This window comes from Pelagibacterium sp. (assembly GCF_965249125.1).
GTDB lineage: Bacteria > Pseudomonadota > Alphaproteobacteria > Rhizobiales > Devosiaceae > Pelagibacterium.
Genome location: NZ_OZ252217.1, coordinates 3,533,543 through 3,559,244, shown reverse-complemented (window position 1 = coordinate 3,559,244; position 25,702 = coordinate 3,533,543). Strand labels below are relative to the sequence as shown.

Sequence of the window (25,702 nt, the reverse complement as noted above, 5' to 3'; positions counted from 1 at the left end):
ATAATCGCCCATGAGTCTGGCGCTCAACATCGATCATGGATCCGTTCCGCGTCCGCAAAAGGCCGGACCGCTCGACCTGCTGGGTCTTGCCAAAAAGGAGATCAGCGCGAAACTGGGCGAAATCGGGCTCTCGGACCGCGATGCGCGCATGCGCGCCAGCCAGCTCTGGAACTGGATCTATGTGAACGGGGCTACCGATTTCGGCGCCATGAGCAATATCGCCAAGGGCTTGCGCGCCGATCTGGCGCAGGCGTTCACCATCGGGCGCCCGGAAATCGTTTCCGAGCAAGTGTCGATCGACGGCACGCGCAAATGGCTGTTCCGCTTCCGCGATCCAGCCCATCCCAACATGCCGCCGGTCGAGGTCGAAACGGTCTATATCCCGGAATCGGACCGGGGGACGCTTTGCGTTTCCTCGCAGGTGGGCTGCACGCTCACATGCTCGTTCTGCCATACCGGCACCCAGAAGCTGGTCCGCAATCTCACGGCCGGCGAAATTCTGGGCCAGGTGATGATGGCACGGGAGCGCCTCGGGGATTTTCCCGGCGGCGTCCGGCCCACCGACGGGCTGGTGCCGCATGGCGAAAGCCGTGCCATCACCAATATCGTGATGATGGGCATGGGCGAGCCGCTCTACAATTACGAGAACGTCAAACAGGCGCTGCTCATCGCATCGGATGGAGAAGGGCTTTCGCTGTCGAAGCGCAGGATCACGCTTTCCACCTCGGGTGTCGTTCCGCAGATCGAGCCGACCGGATCGGAAATCGGGGTGATGCTGGCAATCTCGCTGCACGCGGTTCGCGACGATTTGCGCGACGTGCTGGTGCCCATCAACAAGAAATGGCCGCTCGAAGAACTGCTCGAAGCCTGCCGGACCTATCCGGGGGTTTCCAACGCCAAGCGCATCACCTTCGAATATGTGATGCTCAAGGGCATCAACGATTCCGATGCCGATGCGCGCGAACTGGTGCGGCTTCTGGCGAAAATTCCGGCCAAGATCAATCTGATCCCGTTCAACCCCTGGCCGGGCTCGAACTATGTGTGTTCGGACTGGGACCGGATTGAATCATTTGCCGATATCGTCAACCGGGCGGGCTACGCCTCGCCGGTCAGGACGCCGCGCGGCCGCGATATTTTTGCAGCCTGTGGGCAGCTCAAATCGGAAACCGAGCGGCTTAAAAAGAAGGACCGCGAGGCCTTCATGCTCTGAGGGGCGTCATGATCACCGTCAAATTGCTCGACGAAAGCGATCTCGATCTTCTGCTGTCGGCTGATGTTTCGGTGTTCGACGACCCGATCCGCCCCGATCTTGCCAAAGCCTATCTGGCCCATCCCGATTATCTCATCGCGCTGGCAAGCGACGGAGACAAGGTCGTGGGCATGGCCACGGGCCTTTATTATTTCCACCCCGACAAGCCGCTTGAATTCTTCGTCAACGAGGTGGGCGTGGCCGAGAGCCATCAGCGCCAGGGTATCGCCATGCGTCTGATGCAAACGCTGTTCAACGCCGCACGGCAGCGCGGCGTCAGATATGCCTGGGTCGGTACCGAGGACGACAACCTTCCCGCCAAGGCCCTTTACACGCGGCTCAACGGCAAGGGGCAGGCCATGGCCTATTACGAGTTCGATCTGGGGGACTGAACGCCCCGCCTTTAGCGCGCTTCCAGGATAAGTGGCTACCACTTATCCGGTTCGGAAGCGCGATAAAACAAAGACTTAGAGCAATTGAAGCGATTCAAGGAAGCGCTGAAATGCTCTAGCGCCTGAAGGCGATGTCGTCGCGGGTGCGATAGCTGGCAATGATCCAGATGGCGTGGATCAGGCCGGGGATGTAGCCCAGAAGCGTCAGAAGGATGTTGAGCCAGAAGTGCAGCCCGAGGCCGACGCGCAGGAAAACCCCGAGCGGAGGAATGAGGATCGAAAACAAGATCCGGATGAAATCACCAAAGGTCATATTTGCGGTCCCACAAATTGAAAGCAGTTTCGGATATGGGAATAAGTCGGGGAACCTCAAGGCGTTCCCACCAATCAGCTTTCTCCTCGTATCCATTCGATATGGAACCGGCCGCGCCCTTCATCGGCAAGCAATTCGGCCAGTGCCGGCAATATCGTCCGCATTTCCTCTTCGAGCACGAAGGGCGGATTGACCACGACCATGCCCGTTCCGTGCAGGCGTGGCGGCGTGGAGGGCGCGCGGATCGTGAGTTCAAGACGCAAGACCTTGGCGATTGACGTTGCCCGCAAGGCCTGGACGTAAGACTGAACATCGCGAGGATCCTTGATCGGATACCAGAAGGCATAGGTTCCGCCCGGCCAGCGGGCATGAGCCTTGACCAGCGCCTGGGTCATGCGCTCGAACTCGCCCTTGATCTCAAAGGGCGGATCGACCAGCACCAGGCCGCGTTTTTCCTTTGGTGGCAGATGGGTGCCCATGGCGGCCCAGCCATCGAGTTCGGTTACCCGCGTCTGGAAATCGCCGGCGAAATTTTGTCTGAGCGCTTCGGCATCGGCGGGGTGCAATTCGAGGGCCATGAGCCGGTCCTGCTCGCGCAGCATGTGGCGCGCGATAAAGGGCGAGCCGGGATAATAGCGCAGCTGACCGTCGGTATTTTGCTCCCTGACCGCCGCCAGATAGGGCTCTATCAGGTCTGCAACCGTGGCGGGCAGATCGGCGGCCATCAGGCGGCCTATCCCCTCGCGCCATTCTCCGGTTCGGCCGGCCTCGTCACCTAAAAGATCGTAAAGGCCAACCCCCGCATGGGTGTCGATGACCCGAAACGCCGCGTCCTTGCGCATCAGATAGGCAAGAATGCGGGTGAGGATGATGTGTTTGACCACATCGGCGAAATTGCCCGCGTGAAAGGCATGGCGATAGTTCATGGGTGGGCTATTTTCTGGCTTCGGCCGTCAGGATGGTCACCGCAAAGGTGGCAAAGACGGCGGCGAATGACCAGTTGAGCGCTTTCTGAATCCGTTCCGAGCGCATCAGGGTTTCGGTCAGCCATTGGGCGCCGAACACGATGGCGATGACGATGGGCAGCGAGAGGATAACGAACTCGACGCCGAGAAAGATCAGCTTGGCCGCCGCATGGGGGTCCGAAGCCGAAACGAACTGGGGCAGGAAGGTCACGAAAAACAGCGCCACCTTGGGATTGGTCAGATTGATGCCGAGGCCCGTCAGATAGGAATTTTTAAGGCTCGGCACCTTGCCGGTGCTCCGCGCCACTGTCAGTCCGGTGCCCGAGCGGATAGCGGCAAAGGCAAGCCAGAGCAGATAGACCGCGCCGGCGATTTTCAGAGTCCAGAAGGCTGCAGGAGCCGTAACGATCAGAATGGAAATACCGAAAGCGGCCAGCATGGTGTGGACGGCAATGCCCGTTACCGCGCCGGCAACCGTTGCAAACCCGTGCCGTGACCCGAAATTGACGGTGCGTGAAATGAACAGCGCCATATCCGGTCCGGGCGTTATGGCCAGAACGATGGCGGCCAGGGCGAAGGCGAGAATGATCGAAAGATCGGGGGCATAGATCAGCATAGCGCGCATCCGCAAAATCAGAACGGGGCAGACCATGCGCGTGCGCGCCGTGCTTCGCAACCCGAATTTTGCGCCAATATGGACAGGTCGGGCGCGATCTGATTAGTGTCGCGCCAACTTATCCCGAGCCATCAAAGCGGTTATCGATCACGCCATGAGCAAAGACATCAACAAAGTCGTCCTCGCCTATTCGGGGGGTCTTGATACCTCCATCATCCTCAAATGGCTCAAGCAGGTCTATGATTGCGAGGTGGTCACTTTCACCGCCGATCTGGGCCAGGGCGAAGAACTCGAACCGGCCCGCCAGCGCGCGGAAATGATGGGCATCAAGGAAATCTATATCGAGGATCTGCGCGAAGAGTTCGTTCGCGATTTTGTCTTTCCGATGTTTCGGGCCAATGCGCTTTATGAAGGCGTCTATCTGCTGGGCACCTCGATTGCCCGCCCGCTGATCGCCAAGCGCCTTGTCGAAATCGCAGAAGCGACGGGCGCCGACGCGGTGGCGCACGGGGCGACCGGCAAGGGCAATGATCAGGTGCGGTTCGAACTGTCCGCCTATGCCCTCAATCCGGGCATCCGGGTTATCGCGCCGTGGCGTGAATGGGATCTCCAGAGCCGCACCAAGCTCATCGAATTTGCCGAAAAGAACCAGATTCCGGTGCCCAAGGACAAGCGCGGCGAAGCGCCGTTCTCGGTCGACGCCAACCTGTTGCACACCTCCTCGGAAGGCAAGGTGCTCGAAGATCCGGCCATCGAAGCACCCGACTATGTCTATCAGCGCACGGTCGATCCCGTCGATGCGCCCGATACGCCCGAAAGCATCACCATCGGGTTCGAAAAGGGCGATGCGGTTTCGGTCAATGGCGAAACGCTCTCGCCAGCGAGCCTGCTCACAAAGCTCAACGAGCTGGGCGGTAAGCACGGCATCGGACGTCTCGATCTTGTCGAAAACCGGTTCGTGGGCATGAAGAGCCGCGGCATTTACGAGACGCCGGGCGGAACGATTCTGCTCGCTGCCCACCGGGGGATCGAGTCGATCACGCTCGATCGCGGTGCCGCGCACCTCAAAGACGAAATCATGCCCCGCTATGCGGAGCTGATCTATAACGGGCTGTGGTATTCGCCCGAGCGCGAGATGCTCCAGGCGCTGATCGACAAGAGCCAGGAGTTCGTTGCCGGTGAAGTGACGCTCAAGCTCTACAAGGGCTCGGCTCATGTGGTTGGCCGGTCCTCGCCCTATTCGCTCTATTCGGAAGATCTTGTGACCTTTGAAGAAGGCACCGGAACCTACGATCACCACGACGCCGAAGGCTTTATCAAGCTTAACGGCCTGCGGCTCAAGACCTACGGCGCGCGCAAGTTGCGGCTGGGACGCGGTCAGTAGTAAACGCGCAGGACCGAAGCGGTTGAAACTTCGGTCCTGCTCGTCTGATCAAACTTTATCATTTTCTCGTGCGCTTAAAACCTCTTTAAGCAGGCGGGGCTAGTCTTTCACCCCAATCGGGCTTTGGGGAAAGAACGGCAAAAATGGTGCATGAGCCGACTTCCGGGCGTAGCGGCGAGGCATTGCTGCTCGATGCGGCATTACAGACGATTCCGTTCGGGTTCTGTGTCTGGAGCGCGGATTTCGAGCTGGTCATGTGGAACCAGCACTATCTCGACATCTATGGCTTTCCGCGCAAGTCGATCCGGCGCGGCATGAGCCTTTACGAGGTCGTCGCGCTATCGAGCGCTTTGGGCAACCATGCCGACACCGATCCAAAGAGTTTTTATGAGGCCTATACCGCCGAGCTGATGGGCAATCGCTCGGGGCTGCGCGCCGTCAATCTGGAATTGACCGCCGGGCACCGCACGCTGGAGACCGCCCATATCTACGCGCCGGGCCTTGGCTGGGTCGTGACCCATGAGGACGTGACCGAGGAAATCGCCCGCTCGGACATGATGAGCGAGCGCAAGCGCGAGCTCGAACGTCAATACGCGCTGCTCGACGCGGCGATCAACAACATTTCCCAGGGCCTGTCGATGTTCGACAATGACTTCCGGCTGGTCACCTGCAATGCCGAATTTGTGTCCATGTACGGGCTGCCTCCCGAGCTTGCCCGGCCCGGGGCGGATTTCGACGATATTTTGGAGCATCGGCGCAAGACCAACAAGCACGCCCCGGTCGATCGCAATGCCTATCGGTCCGAGCGCCAGAAAATCCTGACCGGCGGCCGGTTCGTGCGCGAAGTGGTCAAGATGGCCAATGGGACCTTCCTTTCGCTGCGCCACCAGCCCTTGAGCGGTGGTGGCGTGGTTACCACCCATGAGGACATTACCGATCAGTTGGCGGCCGAGGCGCGCATGCGGCACATGGCGACCCATGACGCCCTAACGGATCTGCCCAATCGCGGACTGTTCCGCGACGAACTCGAAACGGCGCTCAAGGGTCTCGAAAAGGGCAGGCAGCCGGCTTTACTTGCCGTCAATATCGATCATTTCAAGGCCGTCAACGACAGCGAGGGCCACGCGATCGGTGACAAGGTGCTGCGCAAGATCGCCGAGCGGTTGTCCGAAACCGTCGGATCGCGCGGCATCGTGGCCCGGCTGGGAGGCGACGAGTTCATCGTCTTGATGCCCAATGCCGGTGAGGCTCACGAGGCGGCCGATCTCGCCCGCACCATCGTCAAGGCATTGAGCGAGCCCATTATTTTCGGCCGCAAATCGATAAGGCTCTCGACCTCGATCGGCATCGCGGTTGCGCCGGGCGACGGCAAGACCGCCGATGCGATCATGAACAATGCCGACCTCGCCTTGCTTCGCGCGAAATCGGAGGGCCGGGGCACCTATCACTTTTTCGAAGCGGGCATGGATGCGACGCTGCAGCGCCGCCGGACGCTGGAAACCGGATTGCGCGACGTTTTGGCCAATAACGGGTTGTCTGTCGTTTTCCAGCCCATCGTGTCACTCAAGAGCGACACCATCGTGGCGGCCGAGGCTCTCATGCGCTGGGACCATCCCCAGCTTGGGCCGATTTCTCCGGTCGAGTTTATTCCCATAGCCGAAGAGACCGGGATCATTCACGCCATTGGGGCCTGGATCCTCGATGCGGCGACAAAAGCCGCCGCGCAATGGCCCGATCACGTGCGGGTTGCCGTCAATCTTTCGCCGATCCAGTTCAAGAGCCCCGATCTGATCACCACAATAAAGACGGCGCTGGGCACCGCCCGCCTCGATGCCAGCCGGCTCGAACTCGAAATCACCGAATCCCTGCTGCTCGAGAACAGCCAGGCCAATCTCGAGCTGTTGTTGGCGGTTCGCGGATTGGGGGTCCGGGTCGCCATGGACGATTTCGGCACCGGTTATTCCTCGCTTTCCTACCTGCGGGCCTTTCCGTTCGACAAGATCAAGATCGACCGATCGTTCATGGCCGATGTGGCCACCAAGGCCGATAGTCGCGCTATTTTGGGCGCCATGATCTCACTGGGCAACAATCTGGGCATGACCACGGTTGCCGAGGGCGTTGAAACTGCAGAACAGCTTGCTGTTGTTCGGGCCGAGGGCTGCACCCAGGTCCAGGGCTATTTCTTCTCGCCGCCGATTGACGGGGCGACTATGCTGGCCATGCTCGAAGCGGAAAAAAGCGACGCGCCCAGGAAGATGGCCTGAGCGCATTGGCCAGATGGAAAGCCAAAGGCATGCGCCGGACCGTCCCCTATGCCGACCTGCTCGCCCTGGCGCGGCGCCATGTCCGGCGGATCGATGAGGCCGAAGACGTTGTCCAGGAGGTGCTGATCGCGGCGGTGGCCGCGGGGCGGAATGATTTTTCGAGCCCTGCGGATCGTCGCTGGATGGCCGGCGCCATTCGCAAGCGGTCAGCGTTCGATGCCCGCTCGGCGGCGCGACGGCGTGAGCGGGAGGCAAGGTGGCAGGCCGAGGACAGGCCCGTTTCCACGCCGCAGGGCGATGCGCTGGGCGCCATCCTTTCTGACCTGCCCAAGGGCTTGAGGGTTGTTGCGGCGTTGGCGCTGTCGGGCCATTCAAGAGCGGAAATCGCCTATCTGCTCGATCTTCCCGATACCGCCTTGCGCCAGCGCATTCGCGCTCTCAAGCTGGCGCTGGCCAAAAAGGGCGTCGCCATGCCCGCTGAAATGATCGGGCTCAATCTCGAGCTCGCCTATGGCACATTAAGAGACAGCCTGCTCCCCGCGTTGCAGCGCCACGGCGGCACTTTTGCCAGCCACGATCCGGACGGGCATGTTTTTGTCGTTCGATCGTCGCGGCCCGCCTCACAAAAGGACTGAGCGCGGCAACGAGGGGTGTTCCAAACCCTTTTTCGAGGAGTGTTTCATGACAATGCCCAAACTTCAGGCCCCCAGCCTTGTGTTCTATGTTTCCGATATCAAACGCACCGAAGCGTTCTACCGCGATGTGCTGGGGATCGATATCCAGCGCCGCGAAGGCGCAGAGCCGTTCTGGCTGGCCGCCCATTTCGAGGGTGGCTTTGAGGCGATCTTTTTCGAGCAGGAGGGCAAGCGCGGCGATACGCCCGCCCTGGTCTTCGACCTAAGGGAGGGCGGCATCGACGACGTGGTCGCGGCGCTGGCCGAAAAGGGCGTGACCATCGTTACCCCGGTTTCGGAGGCGCCGGGCGGCTGGAGCGCCGATTTTCTGGACCCGGATGGCTTTGGCCTGGGACTCTGGCAGTCCGAAGACCTCCCGCGAACGCTGAAATAGCCCCGCCAGGGCGCGAAGGCGGGCTGTTTCGCCTTCGCGCATGCCAGCCCTGCGCCGTTTTTTCTTGTTTGACGGGGCGTCGTGAGGTATGGGCAGCCACATTATTTACTTCGTCGCGTTTCCGAACCGCAAAAGTGGGCGCCACTTTGGCTGGAAACACTCCGGTAAATCCCGAAAATGGCTGGCCCCCTTATGAGCTTGCGCAATATTGCGATCATTGCCCACGTTGACCATGGCAAAACGACGTTGATCGACGTCCTGCTGCGGCAGTCCGGCACCTTCCGTGACAACCAGCGCGTCGATGAACGCGTCATGGATTCCAACGATCTGGAAAAAGAGCGCGGCATCACCATTCTGGCGAAGGTCACCTCGCTCAACTGGAAAGATCATCGCATCAACATCGTCGATACGCCGGGCCACGCCGATTTCGGGGGCGAGGTCGAGCGCATCCTGTCGATGGTCGACGGCGCGGTGATCCTTGTGGACGCCGCCGAAGGCCCGATGCCGCAGACCAAGTTCGTGCTCTCCAAGGCGCTCAAGATCGGCCTGCGGCCCATCGTTGCGATCAACAAGATCGACAAGCCTGAGGAACGGCACAACGAGGTGCTCGACGAGATCTTCGATCTTTTCGTATCGCTGGACGCTACCCCTGAACAGCTCGATTTCCCGGTTCTTTACGGCTCGGCCAAGCAGGGCTGGATGGCGGACGATCCCTCGGGTTCCAAGGACACCATGGGGCCGCTGCTCGACAAGGTCATCGAACATTTCGAGGAGCCCAAGGTCGAGGACGGTCCGTTCCGCATGCTGGTGACCACCATCGAGCGCAACCCGTTCCTGGGCCGTATCCTGACCGGACGGGTGTTTTCCGGCTCGGTCAAGCCCGGTGATTCCGTCCATGCGCTCTCGCGCGACGGCAAGACCGTCGAAAAGGGCCGTATTTCAAAGGTGCTCGGTTTCCGTGGCCTTGAGCGCGAGCCGATCGAAGAGGGCAAGGCGGGCGATATTGTCGCCCTGGCCGGGCTTGAAACGGCGACCGTCGCCAACACCATTGCGGTGCCCCAGGTCACCGAGGCGCTCGAAGCCAAACCCATCGATCCGCCGACCCTTTCGGTCACGTTCAGGATCAATGACGGCCCGCTCGCCGGCCGCGAGGGCGACAAGGTCCAGTCGCGCGTCATCCGCGAGCGTCTGCTGCGCGAGGCCGAGGGCAATGTGGCCATCCGGGTTACGCCGGGCGATGACAATGACAGTTTTGACGTTGCCGGCCGTGGCGAACTCCAGCTCGGCGTCCTTATCGAAACCATGCGCCGCGAAGGGTTCGAATTGTGCCTTGGCCGGCCCAAGGTGCTGTTCCGTGAAGAAAACGGACAAAAGCTCGAGCCGATCGAAGAAGTCATCATCGATGTCGATGACGAATATTCGTCAGTGGTCGTGCAAAAGCTTACCGAGCGGCGTGGCGATCTTGTCGAAATGCGGCCTTCGGGCGCCGGACGCACCCGCGTGCGCCTTTACGTTCCCACCCGTGGCCTGATCGGCTATCAGGGCGAATTGCTCTCCGATACGCGCGGTACCGCGATCTTTAACCGCGTGTTCCACGAATATTCGGCGTTCAAGGGCCCGCTGCCCATGCGCCGCACCGGCGTTCTGATTTCCAACGCCACCGGGCAGGCCGTAGCCTATGCGCTGTTTAACCTGGAAGATCGCGGACCGATGCTGATCGATCCGGGCGTCGACGTTTACGAGGGCATGATCATTGGCGAGCACAATCGCGAAAACGATCTCGAAGTGAACGTCCTCAAGGGCAAGCAGCTCACCAATATCCGCACCACGTCCAAGGACGAGGCGATCCGGTTGACGCCGCCGAAAAAGCTCAGCCTCGAACAGGCGCTCAGCTATATCGCCGACGATGAATATGTCGAGGTCACACCCAATTCGGTGCGCCTGCGCAAAATCCATCTCGACCCGCATGATCGCAAGCGCGCCTCGCGTGCCGCGGCAGCGGAAGCTGCGGCCAGCTGAGCACGGTGGGCGCTCCAAGTTGATTTGGAATTGACGCGGAGCGGGCCTATATTAAGGGGCCCGCTCCGCCCATGTTTTCAAGAGGTGCCGTCATGAGCGATACTTCGACCAAGCAACGCACACAGACAAAGCTCAAGACCGCACGGCCCAAGCTGCACAAGGTCATCCTCATCAATGATGATTACACGCCGCGCGAGTTCGTGGTGAAGGTTCTCCAGTCGGTTTTCCGGCTCGGTGAGCCGCAGGCGGAATCGATAATGATGACTGCGCACCAGAAGGGCGCCGCGGTCATTGCGGTCTACACAAAGGAAATCGCCGAGACCAAAGCCGATGAGGCCATCGAACTTTCCCAGCAGTTCGGCTTTCCGCTCATGGTCACGACCGAACCCGAGGAATAGGGCTCGGTCACAGGGTTCATCAGTACCACGCCCCGCGCACCACTTCAGTGCCGCCGCCCGCCTCATCCATCAGCAATTGCTCGAACAGATCGATGTCGCTCTCGCCGTAGTGATAGGGATAGACATAGGTGGGCATGAACGCCGCCACGCCCGAGGCGGCCTGCTCTTCGGTCATCGTGAAGGGCAAATTCATGGGTACGAAGGCGACCGAAATGTCTTCGAGCGCCCGCATTTCGGGAATGTCCTCGGTATCTCCCGCGATATAGACGCGCTTGCCGCCTATGGTGAGGACATAGCCGTTGTCGCGCCCCTGTGGATGGTATTGCAGCCGGTCCTCGGTTGTGTTGTAGGCCGGGATCGCTTCGATTTCGATATCGGCGAAACCGTCGCTGTCGCCATTGGCCATTTCGCGGGCGCTCGAGGCCAGCGCTTCGGGCAACATGGCGTAGACTGCGGGGTTGGCGATGATCTCGGTGCCATCGGCCACCAGGGCCTCGAGCGTTGGCAGGTCGAAATGATCGCCATGCTCGTGGGTGATGAGGATCAGGTCGGGGGGCGGCAGGTAGGAATAAAGCTCTGCTCCACCCACCGGATCGACATAGATCACACCCGAGGGGGTTTGGATGACCAGCGAAGCGTGGGAAATCGGATGGATGAAAAAATCGCCAGCATCGGATGGATAGAGATCGCCTTCGGGCTGCTGGCTGAAGGCCGTGCGGGGCAGGATGGTGGTGATACCGAGCGCGGTGAGGGTGGATAGTCCCAGGCCTAAAGTCTGGCGGCGGGTGATGGGCATGGTCGCGTCCTCCGGGCGGCAAAATTGCTCAACCTTCCTAAACGTGGCAGCAAAGCAAACGATCGCCCGCACGTATTCACAATGGCGCGAGCGTCCCAGATGGCCAAAACTGATCTCGATTTCGCCGGTATTTGCCTGTTAATCTCGCTTTAACATGCGTGACGCGGGCTGCGGGCCCAGGGGATTTTTCGATGCCGAGCCAGAACAACGCCGCCCGCATCGGGCAGACGATCAAGGGTCTTGAAACCACCACGCGCTTTGCACTTGCGGTGCTCGCGCTGGCCAGCGGTGTCTATACCTATCTTGGGGTACGGGGCCTTCTGGATGGCGACGCCAATTTCGTGTTCTTCGCCGCAATCATTTATTCGGTCGCCGTGTCGGTCGGCATCTATGTGTTCTGGAGCTATATGATGCGGTTTTTGCCGCTCATGCGCACCATGACCCAACGGCTCGCGATGACCGTGGTCATGGCGCTTGGCTCGGTGATGATCGTTGCGATGAGTTCCTGGCTGAACGCCGCCGCCCTTGCCGGCTCGGCGGCGCTTGAGCAGCATATGGCGGTAACGCTGGAGGACTATACCGGCGATCTCGATGCCGCCCACGCCAATGCACTTGGCGCGCAATCGCTTCTGCCCGATGTGCAGCGGGCGTCGGAGCGTTTTGCGACACTGGCCGACGAGGAGCGCAGCGGTGGCGCGCTGACCGGTTCAGCGGGCTCGGGCTCGGTCGTGCAGCTCTTGAGCCAGATGAGCGCGCAGATGACTTCGCTGGGCACCTCGATTTCGGACTCGCAGGCACGGGTTAACGAGCTGTTCCAGACCGGCTCGGAACGCCTGAGCGCCATGCGCGAGCTGGTATCGGCGCCCGGCGCCGTACAGCCGCGCGCCGATGAGTTCGCGGCCGAGATCGTCGCCCTGACCGGGGTGATCGCCGCCTTGCAGGAAACTTCGGTGGCGCCGTCGGTGGCGCGGGCCGCGGAAGATCTTTCGCTCGGGTTCATCGCCCCGGTGGCCGATGGGCAAAGCGCCGGTCTCGTGGTGCGCCAGGATGCGGCAATGGCCAATATCCGCGAGGCGGTATCGGCCCAGTCCACGGCACTGAGCGAAGCGGCGCAGGCGATCATCAATGAGCCACGCGTCGAGCCGCGCCGCTTCGTGCCGCTCTCGAGCGCCGAAGCGGTGTTGCGCTATGCGTCAGATTTCCTGCCCTCCTGGGCGGGGGCCATATCGATCGATCTTTTGCCAGTCGTTCTGGTGCTGCTGTTGGCAGTGGCCCATGAGGCCATGCGGCGCGATGCCGAGGCCCTCGACGATGCCGAAACGCTGACCGCCGCCGACATGATGCGGGCTGTGGCGCTGCACAATCAGATGATGGCCAGCGCCGCGCCGTCCGAGCGGCCTGAACCCGAAGTCGCGCCCACCGACGAGCCGATCGTTCCGCCCGATGCGGCGGAGCGGGGCGAAACGAGCAACCCATCAGACGGCGATGAGGCCAAGGACGACACGGTCACCACCATTCCCGCGTTCCAGCGCAAGCGGGGCGACGGGCCGACCCGGCCATGAGCACGCTTGGCACCCCGGCGCCACGGAAGGGCGCGGGGCGAGGGTTGGTCGATAGGATGGCCGGCATCGAGGACGGCGTGATCCTCAAGACAGTGTTTTTTACCATGCTGGCCGGGGCGGCGTGGGTTCTGGCCAGCGATTATTTCGACCTCAATACGGCGCAGCCCGGCGATTTTGCGGTGAGCCCCGGCGATCCGCTGCTGCCGGCCGTTGAGCGGCCCGAAATCGATCCGGACAATCCCGCGTATCGGCCGCTCGAGCATATCACGACGCCTCCCCAACAGCTTGCCGAACCGCTGACGATCGAACTGGTCAGCGGCGGCGTGCTGATGCTTTCGGGCACCATCGTTCCGGGTGCCGCTACCAGCTTTGCCGACGAGATCGAGAGGCGGGGCGGTTACGTTGAAACCGTGGCGCTCAATTCGCCCGGCGGATCTGTGGAAGATGCGCTCGTCATTGGACGGCTGATCCGGGAAAGCGGTTTTCATACGGCGGTTGGCGATGGCGCCTTGTGCGGTTCGTCCTGCCCGCTGGTGCTGGCGGGCGGTGTGCGGCGGATCGTGTCCGATAGTGCTGCGGTCGGCGTACACCAGATCTATGCCGGCGCGGGCGGCGACGAAATCGGATCGGCGCAGGCCATGTCCGATGCCCAGACGGTCTCGGCCCGCATCGCGCGCTACCTTGAGGAAATGGGCATCGATCCGCTTGTCTGGATCAACGCAATGGAAACCCCTCCAGACCGGCTCTACTTCCTCACAGTTGATGAAATGGAGCAGACCCAGCTCGCGGCCATGTCGGATTCGACCGCGTTCTAGGGCCGTTCAGGATTTGATTGAACCAAATCCTCGGCTCTAAACCTTTGTTTCCTCGCGTGTCCGAACCGCAAAACCGTTTCCATCCCCGATCGGGTCGAGGACCAGCTTTGCTGGACACGCCCTACAGCTTTGCGATGATGGCGTCGCCCATTTCGCTGGTCGTGACCTTGCGGGCTCCGGTCTGCATGATGTCGCCGGTGCGCAATCCGTCTTCGAGAACGTCGGAAATCGCCGTTTCCAGCCTGGTGGCAAGCTCGGTCATGCCGAACGAATAGCGCAGCGCCATGGCAAAGGATGCGAACATGGCGATGGGGTTGGCGATGCCCTGCCCTGCGATATCGGGGGCCGAGCCGTGCACGGGTTCGTAAAGCGCCTTGCGCTTGCCGGTCGCGGGATCGGGGGCACCCAGCGAGGCCGAGGGCAGCATGCCCAAAGACCCGGTCAGCATGGCCGCCGCGTCCGACAAAATGTCGCCGAACAGATTGTCGGTGACCATCACGTCGAACTGTTTGGGATTGCGCACAAGCTGCATGGCGGCGTTGTCGGCCAGGATGTGGTGCAGGTCGATTTCCGGGTAATCCCGACCCGCCTGCTTGACCACTTCGTCCCACAGAACGCCCGATTTCATGACGTTTTTCTTGTCGGCCGAATGGACCTTCTTGCCGCGCGTCATGGCAAGATCGAAAGCGACCCGCGCGATCCTGTCGATCTCGTAGCTCTCATAGACCTGCGTATCGACGGCGCGTTTCTGGCCATTGCCCAGATCGGTGATTTCCTTGGGCTCGCCGAAATAGACCCCGCCGGTCAACTCGCGCACGATCAGGATATCGAGCCCTTCGACAAGTTCCTTTTTGAGCGATGAGGCATCGGCCAGCGCCGAATAGCAGATGGCGGGGCGCAGATTTGCGAACAGGCCCAGATCCTTGCGCAGGCGCAACAGCCCCGCCTCGGGGCGCACATCATAGGGAACGTCATCCCATTTCGGACCGCCCACCGCGCCAAAGATCACCGCATCGGCGGCCAGCGCCTTGCCCATGTCCTCTTCGGAAATCGCCACGCCATGCGCATCATAGGCGCAGCCGCCGACCAGCCCCTTGTCGTAGGCGAAATCGGTCGCGCCGCTTCCGTTGAGATGGGCGATGAGCTTTTCGACCTCGGCCATGATCTCGGTGCCGATGCCGTCGCCGGGGAGGAGGAAGAGTTTTTCGGACATGGGGGTTTTTCCTTAGGAAGCGTGCGCGCCAATGCGAGCGGTGACTTCGATTTCGAGTTTCATTTCCGGGGTTGTCAAACCGCAGACGATCATTGTTGCAGCGGGTCGAATATCGCCGAAGGCTTCACCCGCGACGGCGACCAGGGCGTCATAATCTGCCATGTCGACAAGGTAATAGACCACGCGCACCACATCCCGGAGCGAGGCGCCAGCTTCGACGAGGGCCTTTTCGATGGTAGCGAGCGCATTGCGCGCCTGCTGGCCGGCGTCTTCGGGCATGCTCATCGTCCGGTAATCATAGCCCGTCGTTCCCGAAACATAGACCATGTCGCGATCGACCACCGCGCGCGAATAGCCGATCCGCGCCTCGAAGGGTGAACCTGACGAAATGTGTCGGACCATGCGCTAGACCCAGGGCCGGTCTTGGGCCATCTTGGTCTCGAACCCGCCGATGGTCTTGTCTTTCTTGAGCGTCATGGCGATGTCGTCGAGGCCTTCGAGCAGCACCTGCTTGCGGCCGGGATCGATATCGAAAGTGACCGTTCCGCCATCGGGCCCCGAAATCGTCTGGTTTTCCAGATCGACCGTCAGCGTGGCGTTCGAGCCGCGATCGGCGTCGTCGAGCAGAAGTTCGAGCTGTTCGGGGGTGACCACAATGGGCAGGATGCCGTTTTTAAAGCAGTTATTGTAGAAAATATCGGCAAAGCTGGTTGAGATGACGCATTTGATGCCGAAATCGAGCAGCGCCCAGGGCGCGTGTTCGCGCGAGGAGCCACAGCCGAAATTGTCGCCGGCGATGACGATCTTGGAATCGCGATAGGCCGGCTTGTTGAGCACGAAATCGGGCTTTTCGCTGCCATCTTCATTGTAGCGCATCTCGGCAAACAGCGCGGTGCCGAGCCCGGTGCGCTTGATGGTCTTGAGGTATTGCTTGGGGATGATCATGTCGGTGTCGATATTGATGATCGGCATGGGCGCGGCAACGCCCGTCAATGTCGTGAACTTGTCCATGACTTACATCTCCCACACAGGCGCCGGACCGTCGCGCGATGCGCAACCGTACCCGGCGGTACGATTTGGCTCGTCTGTCTCTAATGCAATCGCGCCCGCTTGCCAAGCAGGGACGGGCCATTGCGCGCGCCAATGGCGCAAAGTATGGTGCGCGCCAGATTTTTGACCAAAGGATAAAAGATGACTCCGCACAACCATGCCAAGCCCGGCGATTACGCGGAAGCCGCACTTCTGCCCGGCGACCCGCTGCGCGCCAAATGGATTGCCGAGACGTTTCTAGAAGATGCCAGACTGGTCAATTCGGTGCGCAACTGCCTGGGCTTTACCGGCACCTGGAACGGCAAGCCGGTTTCGGTTCAGGCGACGGGCATGGGCCAGCCTTCCACGGCCATTTATGTGCATGAGCTTTTAAACACCTATGGGGTCAAGACCATGATCCGCGTGGGCACCTGCGGCGGGCTGAACACCAAAGTGAAGGTTCGCGACGTTGTCATCGGGGCGTCGGCGGCCACCGATTCCACGATCGTTACGGGCGCTTTCGGGAACTACAATTACGCTCCCGCCGCCGACTTTTCGCTGCTGCGCGCCGCCGACGACACGGCCCGCGCCAAGGGCAAGAATGTGCATGTGGGCGGGATCGTTTCCTCCGACATATTCTATCACCCCTCCGGGCTCGAGGCCTATAGCAGGCTGATCGAACATGGGGTGCTGGGCGTCGAGATGGAAGCGGCAACGCTCTATACGCTGGCCGCGCGGTTCGGGGCGAAAGCGCTGACCATCTGCACCATGACCGATTGCCTGATCACCGGCGACGAAATCGACGCCGAAGCGCGCCAGACATCGCTGAAAGACATGGTGGAGATCGCGCTGGACGTGGCGGTGGGGGCTTAAGGGAGAGGAAGGCCCCCTCAACGCCCTGCCGGGCACCCTCTCCCCCAAGGGGCGAGGGTTAGGATGGAGGCAGCGCTCGGCCAGCTTTGCAGCGCGAGTGAGGCCGGACGAGCGCAGCGAGGAGTTTTGCCTGACCCGCTTTGCGGGGCAAATCGATCCGGTGGATCGATTTGAAGGCAGAACGCCCAAGCGAGCTATGCTCGCGGGCTGGGGCGACCGTTCGCCGCCCCGTCGGAGGGCCAGCGAAAACCATAGGGCGACTTTAGCCCGTCATGGTTTTCGCGGTGCGGCCCGTGAGACCAAACTAGAGCATGTCAGGTTTTTATTGAAGCATATCCTGCGTTCTTGAAGTAGTTTCTGCATTGCTGGGGTTTGATGGTTGAGACGAGGTGTCCGATCAGGCGCCATGTTTCTTCGATCGTGCGTTGTTGCGCTATACGCATCCAATGCTTGATCTTGGCGAAGACCTGCTCGATGGGGTTGAGGTCCGGTGAGTAGGGCGGCAGGAACCATAGGCGCGCGCCCGCGGCGCGAATGGCGTCCCGCACGGCCTTGCTTTTGTGGCTGCCCAGATTGTCGAGAATGACGATGTCACCCGGCTTGAGCGTGGGGATCAGGACCTGCTCGACATAGGCGCGGAACGAGAGCCCGTTGATTGGGCCATCGAACACGCAGGGCGCCGTCAGGCCGTCCATGCGCAATCCGGCCAGGAAGGTCATGGTGCGCCAATGGCCGTGCGGCGCATAGCCCTTGAGCCGCCGCCCTTTTGGACCCCATCCACGCAGGGGCGCCATATTGGTCTTGATCCACGTCTCATCGATGAACACCAACCGCGATGGATCGAGCCAAGCCTGCCAGGACTTCCAGCGCTGCCGCTGACGGGCGACCGCAGCCCGAGCCTGCTCAAGCGCGAACAGGCTTTTTTTTAAAGCTCAGACCCTCGCGCCGGATAAAGCGCCATATGCTATCATGGGATACCTGTACGCCTTGTGCGGCCAAAAGCGCTTGCAGACCCCGCACGGTCAGGTGCGGAGTCTGCTGAAACTGTTCAAGAACAAATTGCCTGTGCGCATTGAGAATGACAGGACGCCGGCCACCCATTCGATCTGGTGTGACCGACCCCGTGGACCTCGAGCGTTGCGACCACTTCACAACCGAAGAAACCGCAACGCCAAAACGGGCGGCGACAGACCGGCAACTTTCCCCGGTGCCAACTGCAGCAACAACACGTTCGCGCAAATCATCGGAATAGGGCTTGATCATGGATGCTGGCCTCCAATCCAGCATCAATGATGAATCACATCCAAGCCGATTTGGGAATCCACAATCGATTCAATCAAGCTCAGACATGCTCTAGTGCCGGAAATGCCGCATGCCGGTGAAGACCATGGCCAGGCCCGCCTTGTCGGCGGCGGCGATGACCTCTTCGTCGCGGACCGAGCCGCCCGGCTGGATGACGGCGGTGGCGCCGGCTTCGACCAGCGCTTCGAGGCCGTCGGCGAAGGGAAAGAAGGCGTCGGACGCAACGACCGAACCTTCGGTCAAAGCGCCTTTCTCCTTTGCGGCCTTGGCGGCGTCCTTTGATTTCTTGTGCGCGATGCGGGCCGAATCCACCCGGCTCATCTGACCCGCCCCGATGCCGACCGTGGCGCCGTCCTTGACATAGACGATAGCGTTGGACTTGACGTGCTTGGCGACCTTGGCGGCGACCAGAAGATCGGCCATTTCGGTTTCGCTGGGCGCGCGCTTGGTAACGATCCTGAGCTCGCAATCATCGGCATTCTGATTGTCGCGGGTCTGGACAAGAAGGCCCCCGGCCACCGAGCGGACGGTCAGCCCTTCGGCCCTGGCATCGGGCAGGCTCTCGGTGACCAGCAGGCGCAGGTTCTTTTTCGATTCGATGATCGAAATGGCATCCTCGCTGGCGCCTGGGGCGATGATCACTTCAGTGAACAGCTTGACGATCTCGGTCGCGGCGTCCTCATCGAGCGGGCGGTTGAGCGCCACGATGCCGCCGAACGCGGACACCGGATCGCATTTGAGCGCGGCCTGATAGGCTTCGGTGAGCGTTGCGCCCTGTCCGACCCCACACGGATTGGCGTGCTTGATGATGGCGACGGCGGCGGTTTTTTCCGGATCGAACTCGGCGACCAGCTCGAACGCCGCGTCGGTATCGTTGATGTTGTTGAACGAGAGCTGCTTGCCCTGGATCTGGGTGGCCGTGGCAACGCCCGGACGGTTGGAGCCATCGGCATAGAACGCAGCCCATTGGTGCGGGTTTTCCCCATAGCGCATCACTTCGCGCAATTTGCCCGAAAAGCTGCGCCAGGTGAGATCGGGCAGATCGAGGGTTTTGGCGAACCAGTTGGCCACCCCCGCATCATAGGCGGCGGTGCGGGCATAGGCCTTGGCGGCGTATTTCTGGCGCGCATCATAGGCGACCTCTCCATGCGCCTTGAGCGCTTCGAGCACGTCGGCGTAATCGTCGGGATCGACGATCACGGTGACGTCGCCATGGTTCTTGGCGGCGGCGCGGATCATGGCGGGACCGCCGATGTCGATATTTTCGATGACCTCGTCATAATCGCCACCCTTGGCGACGGTCTGGGCGAAGGGATAGAGGTTCACGACCAAGAGGTCGATGGGCGATATGTCGTGGATGCGCATCGCCGATTTGTGCGCGTCATTGCCGCGAATGCCCAAAAGGCCGCCATGCACCTTGGGGTGAAGCGTCTTGACCCGCCCGTCCATGATCTCGGGAAAGCCGGTGACCTCGGAAATATCGATCACCGGCAATCCGGCCTCGGCCAGCGCCTTGCGGGTGCCCCCGGTCGAAACGATCTCGACGCCCAGCGCCACAAGCGAGGTCGCGAATTCGATGATGCCGGTCTTGTCGGAAACCGAGAGCAGCGCCCTTTTGACCTTGGTTGCACCCGCCTGCGCCATGGGAAGTCCTGCCGTATGTCTGTTGATCTGGGAAGATGGGGCGGGGCCTATCACGGTTTTTCCCAAACGGGAACCGTCAAGATTAATGGGTCCTGACCCTAGAGCATTTCAGCGCTTCTTCGAATCGCTTCAATTGCTCTAAGTCTTTGTTTTGTCGCGCTTCCGAACCGGATAAGTGGTGCCCACTTATCCTGGAAGCGCTCTAAGACTGGCGCGTGAACACCCAGGCCACGTCCGTATCGGACCGGGCCGGCCCGTGCAGGACGATCTGTCGCGTGCGGTTGAGACCGAAATGGGCCGAATGGCGCACGCTGTCGTCGATATCGGCCCCGGCGCCTTCCCACAGGAACGCCCAGACCTCGCCATTACGATAGGTGAGGCGGTACAGCGCCTCCCCGCTCGAGCGTTCGATGGCGACGCCGGGGGCGAGATGGAAGCGGATGGTAAAGCTGCCCTGCTGGCGGGACCGGGTCCCGGCCGCGACGAACCGGTCCTGCCCCACAAGCGTCTGCCCGCCGCCCATCAGGGTGAGGCGGCGCACGATATCGAGCCCGTAACGGTCCCGATAGGCGCCGGTGGTCAACTCCAGCGTGTTCTCGGCCCCGTCCAGCGTCATGAGCGGTTCCGGGCCGCGCCGCCGCAGGGCATTGCCCGCCATGGTGCCCCCGCCGATCCGCGCGCTCGAGATATCGTCGATGGTGGGGGCGCTGTGGGCCGATGTGTGGCGGAACAGATTGCCGCTGTCGGACAACCCGGCAGGTGCCGGACCGCAATTGCCCACAACCAGCGTCGACCCGCACGCATATTCGAAACTGAGGGCTCCCGCATGCGCATCGCGGGCAAACGGGAGCGGCGGGACAAATCCGCTATCGGCGACCAGCTTGCCCGGACCATCCACCAGGATGCCATACCCCCCGCACAGGCCCGACCCCGAGCCGCGCACGCCCGACTGGGCGGTGATGGCGAGAACGAGTTCGACCGGCACCTGGCCGCAGCCATTGGCATAGACCGGCTCGCGCGTGCCCAGCACCAGCTTTTCAAGCGCCCGGTGCATGGCTTCGATCCGCGGGCCGATGGCAGCCGCCATATGGCCATGGCGCTGGCCGAGAGCCTGGTTGACCGGGATGATTTCGGAGAGAACCTGAATCTGGGTGAAGGGATTGCGGTTTTTCACAAGCCCGTCATCGTCGAGCACGGTTTCCAGCAGCGATTGGAGCCCGGCGACATGGGCGGAAAGATCCTTTGGTTCCTCGCTCTCGCTGAGCGCTGCGCCCACCAGGGCGATTTCCACCATGAGCTTTGTGATCGGACCGTAAACCAGCGGTGCGCGCACCTTGAGCGATTGCACCTGGATCGACAGCGAGCGCAGGATGGCCCGGCTCTGGTCGGGCGTGGCGCCGTCAAACAGCAGCGAGAGCGATTTGAGCCAGTTGAGCACCCGCCGCGCGGTGACGAACAGATCCCAGGCTTCCGAATCGAACTCGCCGAACCGGACGATCCAATCGAGCACCAGCGTGCGGGCAAAGGCGCGCTGACCCGGATCGGTAACGGCGGAGAAATGGCGCAGCCAGCCAAAGCCGTGCAGATCGACAAACCAGTCGTCAAAATCGCTTTCGATGGCAAAGGGCGAGGCACCGAAGGTTTCTACCATGCGGCCGGCGAGCAGATATTTGCCCTCCATCATCTCGACAATGGTCTGGGCATCGGCGGGCCGGAATTCGGCGAGGCGGGGAACGAAGCGGATTTCGCCGGCCCCCGACCACGTCCAGGAAAACAGGGGATGGGTCACGCACCGGTCGGCAATACCCATGCCGCCACGCTTGAGACCGAAACGCAAAACTTCAAACACGCCCATACCCGAACCCTACTCGCGGGCCCGATTGTATCATCAACTTTGCGTTAACCACAGCCTGCGCGGTGCTTGTTTGCACCGCTCACGGCGCTTTTTTGACAAAGCGGGCAATGAAAAACCCATCGAGCCCGCCGCCAACCCCATTGGGCAGGTCCAAGGCCGGCGTGAGCCGTACGGCGCCTTGCGGCGTGAGGGGCGCATGCCAGCCGTCGAGTTCGCCGGCAGTGATCTCAAGGGCCTCAAGTTCGGGCAGGTTCGCGAGCACCCAACCCAATTGCTCTTCACCCTCGTCGGCTTCGAGCGAGCATACGCAATAGACAAGCCTCCCGCCCGGCTTGAGAAGCGAGGCGGCATGGGCCAGCATCCTGCGCTGCGGCGCCACGCGCTCGGCGATCCCCTGCGCGTTGCGATGCAGGAGCACTTCGGGATGACGCCGGAACGTGCCGGTGGCCGAACAGGGGGCATCAAGCAGCACGGCGTCGAACACCGGCCCCGGCGCATAGTCTAAGGCATCGGCGACAACGATCTGCGCATCGAGCCCGAGACGGTCGAGATTGGCGCGCACCCGCTCCATGCGGTCGGCGGAAATATCGAGCGCTGTGACCTGTGCCCCGGCCGAGGCCAGCTGCGCTGTCTTGCCGCCCGGTGCCGCGCACAGATCGAGGATTTTTTCGCCCGGCGCGGCATCGAGCAGCCGGGCCGGCAAGGCGGCGGAAACGTCCTGCACCCACCATCTTCCTTGCGCAAAACCGGCAAGATCGGCCACCGCCGCATCGCGCTCGGCCACCCGCACGGTCGGGCCAAGCACGGGCTGGCCGCCCAACGCGGCGACAAGATCGGGGTCGGGCGATTTGAGCGTGAGATCGAGAGGCGGAGACTGGACAAGGAGCTCGACAAAACGCGCCACGGCATCGGCGCCATAGGCTCCGGTCCATTGCGATGCCAGCCAGCCGGGGATCAACGCATCGCCATTTAGTGCCTTGAACGGCTCGGCCTGGCGCTGCACGGAACGCAGGACGCCATTGACCAGCTTGTCGAACCGCCCGGCGCGCTTGTCGGCTCGCGCCGATTCGACGGCCAGATGAATGGCCGAATGCGCCGGGATATCATCGAGCCAGAGCAATTGGGCCACCCCGATACGCAGCACGGCTTCAAGGATGCCGGCCCGCTGGGGCACGCCCTTGGCCAAAACCTGCTTAAACACGGCATCGATCTGCCCGTGGCGCCGCAGGGCGGTGGTAGCCATGCGATTGGCCAGCGCCCGGTCTCGGCTTGCGGCCAGCCGGTCCGGCGCTATGGGGGCGAACGGCTTGCCCTCCAAGACGGATTTGAGATGAAAAGCGGCCTCAAGCCGAAGCTTGAGGCCGGGCAGATCGCGTGTCTCGTTCAAACCGTTATTACCTATCCCCAGGGACCCGATGGCTTGTCATCGTCAGCGCGCGGCCGCGTGCCGGGCGTGCGCCAGCTCTGGCCGGGCCGGACATTGGCCTCGATGGGGTTTACCCTCTGGCGCGGCGTTTGGCCACCACCACTGCCCCTAACGTTCGACGCCATCTGGGTGAGCGCGGCAATACGGTTTTCCACATTGGGGTGGGTGGAAAACAAATTGTCCATCCGCGCGCCCGACAGCGGGTTTGAAATATACATATGCGCCATGGCCGGGGCCCGCTCGGCGGCCTGGTTGACCACCCGCTTTGACAGCGAAGAGATCTTTTCGAGCGCGGTGGCCAGTGCCATGGGATCGCCGCAGATTTCCGCGCCATCCTTGTCGGCCTCGTATTCGCGGGTGCGCGACACGGCCATCTGCACGAGCATCGCGGCGATGGGGGCGAGAATGACCATGGCGATGACGCCAACGAAGCCTAGAGGGTTGTTGTTGTCGCGCGAACCGCCAAAAAACAGCCCGAACTGGGCCAGCATGGAGATGGCACCGGCCAGCGTCGCGGTGACCGTCATGGTCAGCGTATCGCGGTTTTTGATATGGGCCAGCTCGTGGGCGATCACGGCGGCGACCTCGCGGTTGTCGAGATATTTGACGAGACCGGAGGAAACCGCGACCACGCCCTTGTCCGGGCTGCGGCCCGTGGCGAATGCGTTGGGCTGGTCGGTTTCGATGAGATAGAGCCTTGGCATGGGCAGGCCGGCATTGTCGGCAAGCCGCTTGGTCATCTGGTAGAGATCGGGCGCCGAGCGCGGATCGATCTCTTTAGCGCCCTGCATCGAGAGCACCATCTTGTCCGAGTTCCAATACGCAAAGGCGTTGGTGCCGAGCGCGAAAAGGAACGCGATGGCCATGCCGCCCGTGCCGCCGATCATGTAGCCGACGCCCATGAACAGCGCGGTCATGCCGGCAAGCAAAATCGTGGTGCGCAAAGCATTCATCATTGTCGTCAGGCTTTCCTCAGCCGGTTGGGTTTCATATATGATGGGAACCGGCCGGCCCTTGCACAAGGACCGGTTCTTAAACTCTTCGTCATGAAGGTGGTTTCATCAAATGCGCGAAACGCCAAGCATCAAACGCCCCGACCCCCAAACCGCGCGCCGCGCGCTCGAAGAAGCGAAAAAGCGCCGCGCCGAAATCGACGCCAAGACCTCTAACGCGCCGCGCGAGGTCGATGGCCGCGGCGGGCTCGATCCCGCCCGCTACGGCGACTGGGAGATCAAGGGTATTTCATCGGATTTCTGACGGCGCGAGCCGCGCCGCCAGATCGCGCCGCCGGTGTCAGCCCAAAAGCCCGATCACCACGCCCTGAACGATCATCACGCCCAAAAGATACCCGCCATCGATCACAGCCAGCGACCACGGCGAGCCCTGGTAGCGGTGATTGAGGATCATCGAGGTGAGCATAAAGCCGGCCCAGACATGGATGCCGACGGTGATCGCCGAGGCGATCGTCACCTCTCCCATGATCGCGGGCGTGAAAAGAGCCAGGAAATAGGCCATCACCAGCTGCATCGCGGCGCCCCAGATGAAGGGCGTTGCCTGGCCGCCCGAACCGGCCATGATTTGTTCGGTTGTCTTGCCCGTGGCGGCGACCCATTGCTTGGACAGTGTCATATACCAGGCGGCGCCTAGCGCCATCGAGGCAATCATAGCCAGAAGCACGGCCAGCCAGTTCACATTGAGGTAATCCATTGTCGCAAACCCCCTCTCCCAATGAACAAACCCAGAGCTGATGTTTTCGAATCAGTCCCGGGCCAGAGTGTGCGCCAAAACGTCGCAGCCGTAAATCAGGCGTCCACGCCGCCCAGCTTGCAGATCAATTTCCATTCCGCCGCGGCGACCGGTTGCACCGAGAGGCGCGAATTGTTGACAAGAACCATGTTTTCGAGCTCGGGCGTAGCCTTGATCTCATCGAGCGTCACCGGACGCTTGAAGGGTTTGACCGCCTCGATATCCACGCATTCCCAGCGTGGATCCTCGGTTGTGGAATCATGGTGGATTTCATTGGCGACGCGCACGATGCCCACCACGGCCTTTTCCTTGACCGAATGGTAGAAAAAGCCCAGATCGCCCTTCTTCATCTCGCGCATATTGTTGCGCGCCTGATAATTGCGCACCCCGCCCCATTCTTCGGGGCCGCCTTTGTTGACCTGATCGTCCCAGCCCCAGGTTTCGGGTTCGGATTTGAACAGCCAGTACGCCATTTCAGGAATTCTCCGGACGGTTGATGACCCAGTTCCAGGGGCGGACGACGACGCTTTCGAAAAGTCCGGCCTGCGCATAAGGATCTTTGCCGACCAGTGCTTCGGCGGCTGCCTGGTCTTCCGCCCTCACGATCATCAGCGAGCCGGTCGCCTTGCCGTCGGCGTCGAGAAACGGGCCGGCCAGCACCATGGATGCGGCATTGTCATCCCAGAACTGCAGATGGGCAGGGCGCGTCTGAAGCCGCGTTTCGAGATGGTCTTTCTTGTCGATTGCGGTGACCGCAAACATCGTCGTCATGG

At 61.6% G+C, this 25,702-nt stretch carries 27 protein-coding genes; 12 read left to right on the top strand and 15 right to left on the bottom strand.

The genetic code is table 11. The annotated features are described in order from the left end of the window. Window positions 1-10: 10 nt before the first annotated feature. Together rlmN and ACP148_RS17295 are read left to right on the top strand one after the other, a co-directional pair. Window positions 11-1,210 carry a 23S rRNA (adenine(2503)-C(2))-methyltransferase RlmN gene (rlmN, locus tag ACP148_RS17300; protein WP_421952801.1) on the top strand — a complete coding sequence of 400 codons (1,200 nt, stop codon included), beginning with the start codon at window positions 11-13 and terminating at the stop codon, window positions 1,208-1,210. 8 nt (window positions 1,211-1,218) lie between these two features. Then, on the top strand, window positions 1,219-1,641 hold the full coding sequence (locus ACP148_RS17295) for a GNAT family N-acetyltransferase (RefSeq protein WP_421952802.1): 423 nt from the start codon (window positions 1,219-1,221) through the stop codon (window positions 1,639-1,641). A 115-nt stretch (window positions 1,642-1,756) separates the two neighbouring features. On the opposite strand, the gene ACP148_RS17290 is transcribed toward ACP148_RS17295, so the two are convergent. From ACP148_RS17290 to ACP148_RS17280, 3 genes are all read right to left on the bottom strand, one after another. After that, complete coding sequence (locus ACP148_RS17290) at window positions 1,757-1,954, bottom strand: YqaE/Pmp3 family membrane protein (RefSeq protein WP_421952803.1); 198 nt, start codon at window positions 1,952-1,954, stop codon at window positions 1,757-1,759. Window positions 1,955-2,028: 74 nt separating this feature from the next. After that, window positions 2,029-2,880: a 23S rRNA (adenine(2030)-N(6))-methyltransferase RlmJ gene (locus ACP148_RS17285; protein WP_421952804.1), complete on the bottom strand. Its 852-nt coding sequence runs from the start codon at window positions 2,878-2,880 to the stop codon at window positions 2,029-2,031. Between the two features lie 7 nt (window positions 2,881-2,887). After that, a complete protein-coding gene (locus ACP148_RS17280) occupies window positions 2,888-3,535 on the bottom strand; it encodes a LysE family translocator (RefSeq protein ID WP_421952805.1) in 648 nt (215 codons plus the stop codon). Window positions 3,536-3,689: 154 nt separating this feature from the next. Here ACP148_RS17280 and ACP148_RS17275 point away from each other — a divergent pair, with 154 nt between their 5' ends. From ACP148_RS17275 to ACP148_RS17250, 6 genes are all read left to right on the top strand, one after another. Then, window positions 3,690-4,919 (top strand): argininosuccinate synthase, encoded by a 1,230-nt coding sequence (locus tag ACP148_RS17275; RefSeq protein WP_421952806.1) that lies wholly within the window; start codon window positions 3,690-3,692, stop codon window positions 4,917-4,919. Between the two features lie 143 nt (window positions 4,920-5,062). Continuing rightward, entirely contained in the window at window positions 5,063-7,183 is a 2,121-nt protein-coding gene (locus ACP148_RS17270) for an EAL domain-containing protein (protein ID WP_421952807.1), read from the top strand. Between the two features lie 29 nt (window positions 7,184-7,212). Continuing rightward, window positions 7,213-7,818: an RNA polymerase sigma factor gene (locus ACP148_RS17265; RefSeq protein ID WP_421952808.1), complete on the top strand. Its 606-nt coding sequence runs from the start codon at window positions 7,213-7,215 to the stop codon at window positions 7,816-7,818. A 46-nt stretch (window positions 7,819-7,864) separates the two neighbouring features. Then, complete coding sequence (locus tag ACP148_RS17260) at window positions 7,865-8,251, top strand: VOC family protein (protein WP_421952809.1); 387 nt, start codon at window positions 7,865-7,867, stop codon at window positions 8,249-8,251. A gap of 192 nt (window positions 8,252-8,443) precedes the next feature. Continuing rightward, window positions 8,444-10,270, top strand: a complete 1,827-nt coding sequence (gene typA / locus ACP148_RS17255; protein WP_425033626.1) for a translational GTPase TypA — start codon at window positions 8,444-8,446, stop codon at window positions 10,268-10,270. Window positions 10,271-10,362: 92 nt separating this feature from the next. Next, complete coding sequence (locus ACP148_RS17250) at window positions 10,363-10,668, top strand: ATP-dependent Clp protease adaptor ClpS (RefSeq protein WP_421952998.1); 306 nt, start codon at window positions 10,363-10,365, stop codon at window positions 10,666-10,668. Between the two features lie 19 nt (window positions 10,669-10,687). Here ACP148_RS17250 and ACP148_RS17245 read toward each other — a convergent pair whose 3' ends face one another. Next, window positions 10,688-11,464 carry an MBL fold metallo-hydrolase gene (locus ACP148_RS17245; RefSeq protein ID WP_421952999.1) on the bottom strand — a complete coding sequence of 259 codons (777 nt, stop codon included), beginning with the start codon at window positions 11,462-11,464 and terminating at the stop codon, window positions 10,688-10,690. A 191-nt stretch (window positions 11,465-11,655) separates the two neighbouring features. On the opposite strand from ACP148_RS17245, the gene ACP148_RS17240 reads away from it, so the two are divergent. Together ACP148_RS17240 and ACP148_RS17235 are read left to right on the top strand one after the other, a co-directional pair. Next, window positions 11,656-13,026, top strand: coding sequence for a hypothetical protein (locus ACP148_RS17240; protein ID WP_421953000.1), 1,371 nt, complete (start codon window positions 11,656-11,658; stop codon window positions 13,024-13,026). A gap of 44 nt (window positions 13,027-13,070) precedes the next feature. Further along, window positions 13,071-13,841 (top strand): hypothetical protein, encoded by a 771-nt coding sequence (locus ACP148_RS17235; protein ID WP_421953001.1) that lies wholly within the window; start codon window positions 13,071-13,073, stop codon window positions 13,839-13,841. Window positions 13,842-13,962: 121 nt separating this feature from the next. On the opposite strand, the gene leuB is transcribed toward ACP148_RS17235, so the two are convergent. From leuB to leuD, 3 genes are read right to left on the bottom strand one after another with little or no spacing between them, the layout of a single operon-like run. After that, window positions 13,963-15,054: a 3-isopropylmalate dehydrogenase gene (leuB, locus tag ACP148_RS17230; RefSeq protein WP_421953002.1), complete on the bottom strand. Its 1,092-nt coding sequence runs from the start codon at window positions 15,052-15,054 to the stop codon at window positions 13,963-13,965. Window positions 15,055-15,066: 12 nt separating this feature from the next. Further along, the gene (locus ACP148_RS17225) at window positions 15,067-15,456 is read right to left on the bottom strand and encodes a RidA family protein (protein ID WP_421953003.1); all 390 of its coding nucleotides are present in this window, start codon (window positions 15,454-15,456) and stop codon (window positions 15,067-15,069) included. 3 nt (window positions 15,457-15,459) lie between these two features. Further along, window positions 15,460-16,065 carry a 3-isopropylmalate dehydratase small subunit gene (gene leuD / locus ACP148_RS17220; RefSeq protein ID WP_421953004.1) on the bottom strand — a complete coding sequence of 202 codons (606 nt, stop codon included), beginning with the start codon at window positions 16,063-16,065 and terminating at the stop codon, window positions 15,460-15,462. Between the two features lie 180 nt (window positions 16,066-16,245). Between leuD and deoD the strand changes: the two genes are divergently transcribed. Continuing rightward, the gene (gene deoD / locus ACP148_RS17215) at window positions 16,246-16,956 is read left to right on the top strand and encodes a purine-nucleoside phosphorylase (protein WP_421953005.1); all 711 of its coding nucleotides are present in this window, start codon (window positions 16,246-16,248) and stop codon (window positions 16,954-16,956) included. A 314-nt stretch (window positions 16,957-17,270) separates the two neighbouring features. On the opposite strand, the gene ACP148_RS17210 is transcribed toward deoD, so the two are convergent. From ACP148_RS17210 to htpX, 5 genes are all read right to left on the bottom strand, one after another. Then, a protein-coding gene (locus tag ACP148_RS17210; protein WP_421951019.1) for an IS630 family transposase occupies window positions 17,271-18,219 on the bottom strand; the annotation gives its coding sequence in 2 pieces (ribosomal slippage) (window positions 17,271-17,882 and window positions 17,884-18,219; 948 coding nt in all). A 90-nt stretch (window positions 18,220-18,309) separates the two neighbouring features. Beyond that, complete coding sequence (gene purH / locus ACP148_RS17205) at window positions 18,310-19,902, bottom strand: bifunctional phosphoribosylaminoimidazolecarboxamide formyltransferase/IMP cyclohydrolase (RefSeq protein WP_421953006.1); 1,593 nt, start codon at window positions 19,900-19,902, stop codon at window positions 18,310-18,312. A gap of 202 nt (window positions 19,903-20,104) precedes the next feature. Beyond that, window positions 20,105-21,757 (bottom strand): heparinase II/III family protein, encoded by a 1,653-nt coding sequence (locus tag ACP148_RS17200; protein WP_421953007.1) that lies wholly within the window; start codon window positions 21,755-21,757, stop codon window positions 20,105-20,107. Window positions 21,758-21,836: 79 nt separating this feature from the next. Next, window positions 21,837-23,144, bottom strand: a complete 1,308-nt coding sequence (locus ACP148_RS17195; protein ID WP_421953008.1) for an RsmB/NOP family class I SAM-dependent RNA methyltransferase — start codon at window positions 23,142-23,144, stop codon at window positions 21,837-21,839. 11 nt (window positions 23,145-23,155) lie between these two features. Then, window positions 23,156-24,136, bottom strand: a complete 981-nt coding sequence (gene htpX, locus ACP148_RS17190; protein WP_421953043.1) for a zinc metalloprotease HtpX — start codon at window positions 24,134-24,136, stop codon at window positions 23,156-23,158. 112 nt (window positions 24,137-24,248) lie between these two features. On the opposite strand from htpX, the gene ACP148_RS17185 reads away from it, so the two are divergent. Continuing rightward, window positions 24,249-24,440, top strand: a complete 192-nt coding sequence (locus ACP148_RS17185) for a DUF1674 domain-containing protein (RefSeq protein WP_421953009.1) — start codon at window positions 24,249-24,251, stop codon at window positions 24,438-24,440. A gap of 36 nt (window positions 24,441-24,476) precedes the next feature. Here ACP148_RS17185 and ACP148_RS17180 read toward each other — a convergent pair whose 3' ends face one another. From ACP148_RS17180 to ACP148_RS17170, 3 genes are all read right to left on the bottom strand, one after another. Beyond that, window positions 24,477-24,890 (bottom strand): DUF1761 domain-containing protein, encoded by a 414-nt coding sequence (locus ACP148_RS17180; RefSeq protein ID WP_421953010.1) that lies wholly within the window; start codon window positions 24,888-24,890, stop codon window positions 24,477-24,479. 95 nt (window positions 24,891-24,985) lie between these two features. Then, window positions 24,986-25,402 (bottom strand): EVE domain-containing protein, encoded by a 417-nt coding sequence (locus ACP148_RS17175; protein WP_421953011.1) that lies wholly within the window; start codon window positions 25,400-25,402, stop codon window positions 24,986-24,988. 1 nt (window position 25,403) lies between these two features. Then, complete coding sequence (locus tag ACP148_RS17170; RefSeq protein ID WP_421953012.1) at window positions 25,404-25,700, bottom strand: YciI family protein; 297 nt, start codon at window positions 25,698-25,700, stop codon at window positions 25,404-25,406. Window positions 25,701-25,702 lie beyond the last annotated feature (2 nt).

Bases quoted from the DNA above. Each gene is read 5' to 3' on its own strand.
- ACP148_RS17285 (WP_421952804.1), bottom strand. From the start codon at position 2,880: ATGAACTATCGCCATGCCTTTCACGCGGGCAATTTCGCCGATGTGGTC.
- ACP148_RS17290 (WP_421952803.1), bottom strand. From the start codon at position 1,954: ATGACCTTTGGTGATTTCATCCGGATCTTGTTTTCGATCCTCATTCCT.
- ACP148_RS17225 (WP_421953003.1), bottom strand. From the start codon at position 15,456: ATGGTCCGACACATTTCGTCAGGTTCACCCTTCGAGGCGCGGATCGGC.
- htpX (WP_421953043.1), bottom strand. From the start codon at position 24,136: ATGAATGCTTTGCGCACCACGATTTTGCTTGCCGGCATGACCGCGCTG.
- ACP148_RS17240 (WP_421953000.1), top strand. From the start codon at position 11,656: ATGCCGAGCCAGAACAACGCCGCCCGCATCGGGCAGACGATCAAGGGT.
- rlmN (WP_421952801.1), top strand. From the start codon at position 11: ATGAGTCTGGCGCTCAACATCGATCATGGATCCGTTCCGCGTCCGCAA.
- typA (WP_425033626.1), top strand. From the start codon at position 8,444: ATGAGCTTGCGCAATATTGCGATCATTGCCCACGTTGACCATGGCAAA.
- ACP148_RS17275 (WP_421952806.1), top strand. From the start codon at position 3,690: ATGAGCAAAGACATCAACAAAGTCGTCCTCGCCTATTCGGGGGGTCTT.
- ACP148_RS17270 (WP_421952807.1), top strand. From the start codon at position 5,063: ATGGTGCATGAGCCGACTTCCGGGCGTAGCGGCGAGGCATTGCTGCTC.
- ACP148_RS17245 (WP_421952999.1), bottom strand. From the start codon at position 11,464: ATGCCCATCACCCGCCGCCAGACTTTAGGCCTGGGACTATCCACCCTC.
- ACP148_RS17180 (WP_421953010.1), bottom strand. From the start codon at position 24,890: ATGGATTACCTCAATGTGAACTGGCTGGCCGTGCTTCTGGCTATGATT.
- ACP148_RS17280 (WP_421952805.1), bottom strand. From the start codon at position 3,535: ATGCTGATCTATGCCCCCGATCTTTCGATCATTCTCGCCTTCGCCCTG.
- leuD (WP_421953004.1), bottom strand. From the start codon at position 16,065: ATGGACAAGTTCACGACATTGACGGGCGTTGCCGCGCCCATGCCGATC.
- leuB (WP_421953002.1), bottom strand. From the start codon at position 15,054: ATGTCCGAAAAACTCTTCCTCCTCCCCGGCGACGGCATCGGCACCGAG.
- ACP148_RS17250 (WP_421952998.1), top strand. From the start codon at position 10,363: ATGAGCGATACTTCGACCAAGCAACGCACACAGACAAAGCTCAAGACC.
- ACP148_RS17200 (WP_421953007.1), bottom strand. From the start codon at position 21,757: ATGGGCGTGTTTGAAGTTTTGCGTTTCGGTCTCAAGCGTGGCGGCATG.
- ACP148_RS17175 (WP_421953011.1), bottom strand. From the start codon at position 25,402: ATGGCGTACTGGCTGTTCAAATCCGAACCCGAAACCTGGGGCTGGGAC.
- ACP148_RS17295 (WP_421952802.1), top strand. From the start codon at position 1,219: ATGATCACCGTCAAATTGCTCGACGAAAGCGATCTCGATCTTCTGCTG.
- deoD (WP_421953005.1), top strand. From the start codon at position 16,246: ATGACTCCGCACAACCATGCCAAGCCCGGCGATTACGCGGAAGCCGCA.
- ACP148_RS17260 (WP_421952809.1), top strand. From the start codon at position 7,865: ATGACAATGCCCAAACTTCAGGCCCCCAGCCTTGTGTTCTATGTTTCC.
- ACP148_RS17170 (WP_421953012.1), bottom strand. From the start codon at position 25,700: ATGACGACGATGTTTGCGGTCACCGCAATCGACAAGAAAGACCATCTC.
- ACP148_RS17185 (WP_421953009.1), top strand. From the start codon at position 24,249: ATGCGCGAAACGCCAAGCATCAAACGCCCCGACCCCCAAACCGCGCGC.
- ACP148_RS17265 (WP_421952808.1), top strand. From the start codon at position 7,213: ATGCGCCGGACCGTCCCCTATGCCGACCTGCTCGCCCTGGCGCGGCGC.
- purH (WP_421953006.1), bottom strand. From the start codon at position 19,902: ATGGCGCAGGCGGGTGCAACCAAGGTCAAAAGGGCGCTGCTCTCGGTT.